Raw genomic sequence first — 7,709 nt, forward strand, 5'->3', positions numbered from 1 at the left:
CCCCCGGCACGGGCACGACAGGACCCCGGCACGGGCACGACAGGAATGGTGCACGACAGGAGTGGTGCACGGGCACGACAGGAGTGGTGCACAGGCACGACAGGAGTGGTGCACAGGCCCCGATCGGGTGGCAGACCGCCAGAGCACCTTCCTCAGCGAGCTGCCTAGCGCCCTGGCCGACGCGCCGAGCCGTCCGGCGTGGTACCCGGGAACGGCCGACCGTGTCGCGGCGGCCCGCCCTCCACGGCTGATTCGGCTCCGCTCTCCGCGGCCGACCCCTCCCGACGATCGCTTCCAACCAGGACGGGTGTCTGTGCACCTCGACCCGACCGAGGCCCCTGGAATCGAGGTATCCAGACCCCACCAGAACAGCACCACACACCTCGACCCGACGGAGGCTCTGGGAGTCGAGGTATTGCGATCCGCGCCCGACATCGCCGCGGAGCGGGCGACTTCGTCGGGTGGCTCCTCGACGACGCCGACCCCGTGTGGCCGGCGCACTCCGTCGTCTCGTGCCGGCTCCGATGCTCCTCCGTGGCGCGCATGGGTGGCCGTTCCTCCACGACCTGGATCGCCACCGTCTGGGTCGGGTACCGATCGGGGCCTCCCACGCGGGGGCTGCATGTGGTGGAGTGGGCCTCGACCGGTCCCCCGGAACCCGGCCACCGCGGGTCGCGAGAGACCGGCATATCCGGAGTGGCCGCATACCTCCTCAAGACCAAGGAGTCCCGTGAACCCTGTGCCCGACGAGCTCGAGCCCGCCGACGAGCCGTGGTGGACGCGCGCCGTCGTCTACCAGATCTATCCGCGGTCGTTCCAGGACACGAACGGCGACGGCATCGGTGACCTGCCCGGCATCCTCCAGCGCGTGGACCACCTCGTCGAGCTCGGTGTGGACGTCCTCTGGTTGTCGCCGATCTACCGCAGCCCGCAGGACGACAACGGCTACGACATCAGCGACTACGAGGACATCGACCCCGCGTTCGGCACGCTCGAGGACCTCGACCGGCTCCTCGAGGCGCTCCACGAGCGGGGGCTGAAGCTCGTCATGGACCTCGTCGTCAACCACACGAGCGACGAGCACCCCTGGTTCGTCGAGTCGCAGTCCTCGACCGACAACCCGAAGCGGGACTGGTACTGGTGGCGGCCGGCGCGGGAGGGCATGGAGCCGGGCACGCCGGGGGCCGAGCCGACGAACTGGGGCTCGTTCTTCTCCGGCCCCGCCTGGGACCACGACGAGGCCACCGGTGAGTACTACCTCCATCTGTTCAGCCGGAAGCAGCCCGACCTCAACTGGGAGAACCCCGAGGTGCGCCGGGCCGTCTACCGGATGATGCGGTGGTGGCTGGACCGGGGCGTCGACGGGTTCCGGATGGACGTCATCAACCTCATCTCCAAGACCGTCGGCCCGGACGGCTCCCTGCCCGACGTGCCCGCCGAGGACGGCCGGTACGGGCAACCGGGTGTCGCGGCGGCGAACGGCCCCCGGTTGCACGAGTTCCTCCAGGAGATGCACCGCGAGGTGTTCGACGGCCGGCGCGGCGGCCTGCTGCTCGTCGGCGAGACCCCCGGCACGACCGTCGAGCACGGCCGCCTCCTCACCGACCCCGCCCGCCACGAGCTCGACATGGTGTTCACCTTCGAGCACGTCTCCCTCGACCACGGCCCGGGTGGGCGGTTCGACGTGCACCCCCTCGACCTGCGGGACCTCAAGGCGACCCTCGGCCGCTGGCAGGCCGGTCTGGCGGAGGCCGGCTGGAACGCCCTCTACTGGGACAACCACGACCAGCCGCGGATCGTGTCCCGCTACGGGGACGACGTCGCATACCGGCGTGAGTCGGCGACGATGCTCGCCATCGTCCTCCACCTGCACCGCGGCACGCCGTACATCTACCAGGGCGAAGAGCTCGGCATGACCAACGCCCACTTCACCTCCCTCGAGGAGTACCGCGACATCGAATCCCTGCGGTGGGCGGATGCCGAGCGCGACCGGCTCAGCGAGGAGCAGCTGCTCGGCTGCCTGGCGGCGGGCAGCCGCGACAACGCCCGCACGCCGGTCCAGTGGGACGACACCGCCCAGGCCGGGTTCACCACGGGGCGGCCGTGGATCGCGGTGAACCCCAACCACGACACGATCAATGCCGCCGCGGAGCGAGCCGACCCCGACTCGGTGTTCCACCTCTATCGGCGGCTGGTCGCCCTGCGCCACGAGGACCCCGTCGTGCAGCGCGGCGACTTCCACCTCCTCCTGCCCGACGACCCGCACGTCTACGCGTTCACGCGCACCCTGGGCGACGAGCAGCTGCTCGTGCTCGGCAGCTTCAGCAGCGATCCCCAGGTCGCCGAGGTGGGTCCTGGGTGGAGCGACGCCTCACTCGTCATCGGCAACTACACGTCGCCCGTCGCCACGGACGGCGACCGGGTCGCGTTGCGGTCATGGGAGGCGGTCGTGCTCCGCAGGACCGTGTCCGGTTAGCCGGTCAGCCGGTCAGCCGGTATGCCGGTATGCCGGAGGTCACGCCGCACGGGTGAGGCCGCCGTGTCCTCGATGGCGGGCAGCAACGCTTGTGGGGAGACTGGCGGGCGTCAGGACGACAACCACCTTCCCCACAAGCATGGGCAACCGGCCCGACGCCGCCGGGCCGAGGGACCCGCCGTTCAGCCCCCCGTTCGCAGCGAGCGGAGCCCGAGAGTCGGGCACAGTCCCGGGTCGCCGGGGAACACGGCGGCGACCCCGTCGGTGTCCACACAGCCGACCAGCGGCGGCACGGTTCGGCTACCACCGGCGCCGGGGGAACCCACGCGATCCGATCCCCGACGCAGGCCCTGCTGCCAGAGGTCACGGCACGCTTCCACAGCGTGATCCATCGGAACGGGTCCACCCCCGGGCACCGCCGAAGCGACCGACGTGCCGGCGAAGTCGTCACCCCGCCCGACCTGCACCGTGGAGTGACACCGCACCAGCGAGTCATCAGCAGCCGGAGCCAGCACGGTCCGAGCGACCGCGACGCCCGCACCCGCCAGACCGACCCCGGCGATCGCAGCCACCATCCGACGACGACTGCGCCGAGGCCGCGCCCTCGAGGCGACGACCTCATACAAGAGGTGTTCGATCGCCTCTGCTCGAGGGCCGGCGAACGAGCGGGTCGGTGGGAGGTCCAGACGTCTCATGTCTCGTCTCGCCATCGAGATCGGGCGCGTCGGTGCCGCGACCCTCGCGCGCAGCTTGGCTCGCGCGCGCGACAGCCTGGACCGGACAGTCCCGACCGGGACGTTCATCGCAACAGCTGCCTGCTCATAGGTGAGTTCCGCCCAGACACACAACGCGATGACCTCCTGCTTCCCGGGCTCGATACTCATGCCGCAGAACGTTGTTCGCGATGCCGAGGAGCCACGGAAGCAGCGACCCGTCAGCATCGAGGACGACCTTGCCTCGCGCTCGCCACGCTTCGAGGAACACGATGGACACCACGTCCTCGGCCCGTTCCCACGAGGCTGTCCGCCGGAACGCGTGGTTGTACACGGCCGAGGAGTGGCGGCGGAACAGCTCGCCGAATGCCGACGCCAGCCCGCCCTGGGATCGCGCCCATAGCACTGCGTCGGAGTCGACGTCCATCGATGCCCTCACACCTCCTTATGCCCGACGACGCGCCCAGAGTTCCCGTCTGTCCACCGGACGGTGTTGCCGAAGGTACGCCGTCCTCGGCTGCGCCCGCTTCGGCCTCGGCGGCATCGCGGCGACCCTGGCGCTCCTGCTCGTCGGTCGCGGACTCCCGCGGCATACCGTCGAACCGGCCACCCGGGCCTCCGCCGAGGACGGCGAGGTCCCTTCCTTTCGGCAGTGGTGGCGGGCGACGCGCCTGCTCACCATGGAGCGATGATCTGTTTCGACGCGGTGACCAAGCACTACGGCGCGACGACGGCGCTGGACGCCGTGACGGTCCAGGTCCGCAGCGGGCATGTGACGGGACTGCTCGGACCCAACGGCGCGGGCAAGTCGACGGCGATGCGGCTCCTCCTGGGACTCGACCGTCCGACACGCGGACGGGTGACGATCGACGGTATCCCGTATGCCCGACTGCCTCGCCCGTTGCAGACGGTGGGCGCGCACCTGGACGCCCGGTCCTACCACCCTCGACGGAGCGCACGGGCGCACCTGCTCGCGCTGGCCCGGTATGCGGGGATCCCGTCGCGCCGGGTCGACGAGGTGATCGAGCTGGTCGGGCTCGAATCGGTGGCCCGACGCCGTGCCGGCAGCTTCTCCCTGGGGATGGGGCAGCGCTTGGGGATCGCCGCAGCCCTTCTCGGGGACCCCGCGGTGCTCGTGCTCGACGAGCCGATGAACGGGCTCGACACCGACGGTGTCCGCTGGATCCGGTTGCTGCTGAAGGAATTCGCGTCGGAGGGTCGTACCGTTCTCGTCTCCAGTCACCTCATGGCGGAGATGCACCAGACGGTCGACCGGGTGATCGTCATGGGGAAGGGACGCCTCCTCGCCGACTGCAGCACCGACGAGCTGGTCTCCTCGGTCTCCGACGTCGTGGTCCTGCGGACGCCCGACGTCGCCGCGGCCCCCGGGCTGACCCGGGCCCTCGACCGGGCCGGGATGTCCGTGGCGGAGACGTCGCCCGGAGAGCTCGAGATCACGGGCGGCACACCCGCGCGCATCGGCGACGCCGCCTTCGACGAGGGGATGCGAGTGCACTCGCTGTCCGTGACCCCGGCGACCCTCGAGGAGGGATACCTCCGTCTCGTGGAGGACGCCTTCGAGTTCCGCAGAGCCGACGCGCCATCGGCGTCGGGCGGGCCTGAAGGCGCGAGCCGATGATGCGGGCGCTTCGTGCCGAGTGGGGCAAGACGTTCTCCCTCCTCTCCCCGCTGCTGTGCCTCGTCGGGACGGTCGTCCTCGTCCTCGTCACGGCGGCGTCGCTGGGCAACGACTTCGTCCACGACATCGGGACCGGGGACCGCCCGGCGCAGGCGACGATGCGGGCCATCGACGCGTTGGGCCCCGCCGTGCAGTTCGGTCTGCTGACGCTCGCGGCCTTCGCCATGGTGCTCATCACCGCCGAGTACTCCAGCGGCAGCATCCGCTCCACCTTCCAGGCACAGCCCCGGCGAGCCGTCGTCCTCGCCGGCAAGACCGTCGTCGGCGTCGTCGTCGGCTTCCTCAGCGGTTGCGCCACCGCCGGGCTCGGTCTCGCCGCAGCGACTCTCGCCCTCGCCGGTCACGCGGCGCCGCTCGCCGAGACGCCCGTCGTCACGATGCTGCGCGTGGGGGCGGTGTTCGCCGCGGCCGTCGTCCTGCTCGTCGCGATCGGTGCCATCCTCCGCCACTCCGTCGGCACCCTCTGCGTCGGCGTCGTCCTCCTCGTCGGGATGCTCGCCCTGCCGTCATCGGTCAGTGTGTGGACGCCGGCGGGCGGCGCCGCACGGTTCATCGTCGCGAGCGACGCCGACTATCCCTCCCTCGTCGGCCTGCTCGTCGTGACGGCGTGGGCCGCCGCGACCTATGCGATCGCCTCCGTGCAGCTCGCACGTCGTGACGCATGACGGCTGCGGCGCGCAGAGAGATGCCTAGTGTGGAGGGCATGATCCGGTTGCCGCCGCGTGCGTCGACCGTCGCGGTGTATGCGGTCGCGTGCGTGGTGCTGGAGGTGGCCATGCTCGGCTGGTGGGCCGCGACACGGGCCACGGTCCTGTTCGTCGCTCTCCAGCTCGTGCTCGTCGTCCTCGTCTGGCTCGGGCTCCTCGTCATCCGCTACCGCGGGTTCCGGCATGACTACGAGCAGGCGATCGCGACGAATGCGATCCTGGCCGACCGCAGCCGGCTCGCCGACGAGCTCCACGACGCGCTCGGCCACGAGCTGAGCCTCATCGCCCTCAAGGCCGGCAACCTCCAGGTCCGCACGACCGGAGCCGTGCAGGAGCAGGCCGCCGACATCCGCCGCGACGTCGCCAAGGCCGTCGAACAGCTCCACCGTGCGCTCGAGTCCGCCCGCGAGGACGCCACCTCCGAGAGCATCGACGCGATGATCGACCGGCTCACCGCATCCGGCGTGTCGATCTCGCAGACCGGACGTAGACCCCCACGGCTTCCGACGACCGTCGAGCACGGGCTGCACCAGGTGCTCCGCGAGACGCTGACCAACGCCCTCACCCACGCGCCCGGCCGGCCGGTCACCATCGCCTACCGCACCGACCCCGACGTCGTCGCCGTCGAGGTGCGCAACCCGATGCCCTCCGACCAGATCCAGCGGTCGCGGACGAGCACGTCCGCGACCGGTCTCGACGCGCTGGGCCGCCGGCTCGCCCTGTCCGGCGGGCGACTCGACCACATGGTCGAGGATGGCGAGTTCGTCGTGGCGGCGCGGATCCCGCGACACCCAACGTCGACCCCGGCGGACGTCGGGACCCGACGTCGCTCGCCGCTGCGGCGAACCGTCGCGTCCGCCCTCGTCCCCACCACGGTCGCCGTTCTCGTGCTCATCGGCTTCTACGCCTGGTCGACCCATGACGACGTCGTGGAGGACAGCGTCTTCGCCAGGCTGCGGGTCGGCATACCCGCCCCCACCGCTGAGCGGCTGCTGCCGCCCCGCCAGGCACCCGTCCGCCTCGTTCCGACGCACGCGCACGACCCCGACTGGTCGTGCGCGTACTACACCGACGGCAACTTCCCCCTCGGCCTCGCCGTCTTCGAGGTGTGCTCCGACGAGGGCGTCGTCGTGCGGCTGACCGACCTCCGGAAGCAGTCGTGGCTGTGATCCGCGTCCTTCTCGCCGACGACGAGCTCGCGATCCGCGCCGGCTTCCGAGCCATCCTCGAGTCCGACCCCGAGATCGAGGTGGTCCCCGCCGTCGCCGCGACCGGCCGACAGGCCGTGACGCTCACCCTCTCCGAGCGTCCCGACGTCGTCCTCATGGACATCCGGATGCCCGAGCTCGACGGGCTCGCGGCCGTCGAGCAGATCCGGAGTGCCCGACCGCGGCAGGCCGTGCTCATCGTCACGACCTTCGGCGACGACGACTACATCGCGCGCGCCGTGCGCCTCGGTGTCAACGGATTCCTCGTCAAGTCCGGCGACCCGTACGACCTCATCCGCGGCGTCAAGGCCGCCGCAGCCGGCGGCGCGACGCTCTCGCCCGCCGTCGCCGCCCACCTCATCGAGGTTCTCCGTACGACCTCGACGACGCCCATGCAAGACGCCTCGCGGGCCGTGGCCAACCTCACGCCGAGGGAGCGCGACGTCCTGACCTTGCTCGCCCGCGGCCGTTCGAACGCCGAGATCGCCGCGGAGCTCTTCCTCGTCGAGGGCACCGTCAAGGGCTACCTCAGGGACATCTTCACCCGGCTCGGCGTGCGCAACCGCGTCCAGGCGGCGATCCTCGCCCACCACGCCGGCCTCGCGTGACCCGGCCCGACGTCCTGAGCACGGGCCGAGGTCGAGGGGCGCTGGTCACACCGGGATTCCGATGTCGACGAAGCGGGCGAGGTGCTCGTCGAGGATCGCGATGGCGAGCGGGCCCGGCATACCCTCCGGGTCGCTCAGGAGGTGGACGAGGAGCCCGTCGAGCATCGCCACGGTGGCGCTCGCCGCGACGTCGGCGTCGAACGCCGTGTGCGTCTCGCCGCGCTCCTGGGCGAGGCGGAACGCCTCCGCGCACGCCGCGCGCAGCCGTGCGGTGAACTCGTGCTGGAGCCGGGCCAGG

8 protein-coding genes are annotated in these 7,709 nt (G+C 71.2%); 5 read left to right on the forward strand and 3 right to left on the reverse strand.

All coding sequences use genetic code 11. The features are described 5' to 3' along the window. Nucleotides 1–739 precede the first annotated feature (739 nt). Complete coding sequence (locus BN12_RS23045) at nt 740–2,476, forward strand: glycoside hydrolase family 13 protein (protein WP_048555811.1); 1,737 nt, start codon at nt 740–742, stop codon at nt 2,474–2,476. 182 nt (nt 2,477–2,658) lie between these two features. On the opposite strand, the gene BN12_RS23050 is transcribed toward BN12_RS23045, so the two are convergent. Both BN12_RS23050 and BN12_RS26435 read right to left on the reverse strand, forming a co-directional pair. Next, nucleotides 2,659–3,360, reverse strand: coding sequence for an RNA polymerase sigma factor (locus BN12_RS23050; RefSeq protein ID WP_048550371.1), 702 nt, complete (start codon nt 3,358–3,360; stop codon nt 2,659–2,661). Continuing rightward, on the reverse strand, nt 3,296–3,616 hold the full coding sequence (locus tag BN12_RS26435) for an RNA polymerase sigma factor (RefSeq protein WP_235432297.1): 321 nt from the start codon (nt 3,614–3,616) through the stop codon (nt 3,296–3,298). The genes BN12_RS23050 and BN12_RS26435 overlap by 65 nt, the downstream gene beginning before the upstream one ends. A gap of 261 nt (nt 3,617–3,877) precedes the next feature. Here BN12_RS26435 and BN12_RS23060 point away from each other — a divergent pair, with 261 nt between their 5' ends. The 4 genes from BN12_RS23060 to BN12_RS23075 are packed head-to-tail and all read left to right on the forward strand — an operon-like array spanning nt 3,878 to nt 7,411. Continuing rightward, the gene (locus BN12_RS23060; protein ID WP_048550367.1) at nt 3,878–4,828 is read left to right on the forward strand and encodes an ATP-binding cassette domain-containing protein; all 951 of its coding nucleotides are present in this window, start codon (nt 3,878–3,880) and stop codon (nt 4,826–4,828) included. Next, entirely contained in the window at nt 4,825–5,553 is a 729-nt protein-coding gene (locus tag BN12_RS23065) for a hypothetical protein (RefSeq protein ID WP_157635341.1), read from the forward strand. The genes BN12_RS23060 and BN12_RS23065 overlap by 4 nt, the downstream gene beginning before the upstream one ends. 38 nt (nt 5,554–5,591) lie before the next feature. Next, nucleotides 5,592–6,764: a sensor histidine kinase gene (locus BN12_RS23070; RefSeq protein WP_048550363.1), complete on the forward strand. Its 1,173-nt coding sequence runs from the start codon at nt 5,592–5,594 to the stop codon at nt 6,762–6,764. Then, nucleotides 6,755–7,411: a response regulator transcription factor gene (locus tag BN12_RS23075; RefSeq protein ID WP_327152638.1), complete on the forward strand. Its 657-nt coding sequence runs from the start codon at nt 6,755–6,757 to the stop codon at nt 7,409–7,411. The genes BN12_RS23070 and BN12_RS23075 overlap by 10 nt, the downstream gene beginning before the upstream one ends. 45 nt (nt 7,412–7,456) lie before the next feature. On the opposite strand, the gene BN12_RS23080 is transcribed toward BN12_RS23075, so the two are convergent. After that, nucleotides 7,457–7,709: TetR family transcriptional regulator C-terminal domain-containing protein (locus BN12_RS23080; protein ID WP_048555812.1), on the reverse strand; the 253-nt coding region annotated here is incomplete at its 5' end.

The organism is Nostocoides japonicum T1-X7 (genome assembly GCF_001046855.1).
GTDB lineage: Bacteria > Actinomycetota > Actinomycetes > Actinomycetales > Dermatophilaceae > Nostocoides > Nostocoides japonicum.

What these genes read in the sequence shown, in the direction of transcription:
- BN12_RS23050 (WP_048550371.1), bottom strand. Translation starts at nt 3,360, where the DNA reads ATGAGTATCGAGCCCGGGAAGCAGGAGGTCATCGCGTTGTGTGTCTGG.
- BN12_RS26435 (WP_235432297.1), bottom strand. Translation starts at nt 3,616, where the DNA reads ATGGACGTCGACTCCGACGCAGTGCTATGGGCGCGATCCCAGGGCGGG.
- BN12_RS23060 (WP_048550367.1), top strand. Translation starts at nt 3,878, where the DNA reads ATGATCTGTTTCGACGCGGTGACCAAGCACTACGGCGCGACGACGGCG.
- BN12_RS23065 (WP_157635341.1), top strand. Translation starts at nt 4,825, where the DNA reads ATGATGCGGGCGCTTCGTGCCGAGTGGGGCAAGACGTTCTCCCTCCTC.
- BN12_RS23070 (WP_048550363.1), top strand. Translation starts at nt 5,592, where the DNA reads ATGATCCGGTTGCCGCCGCGTGCGTCGACCGTCGCGGTGTATGCGGTC.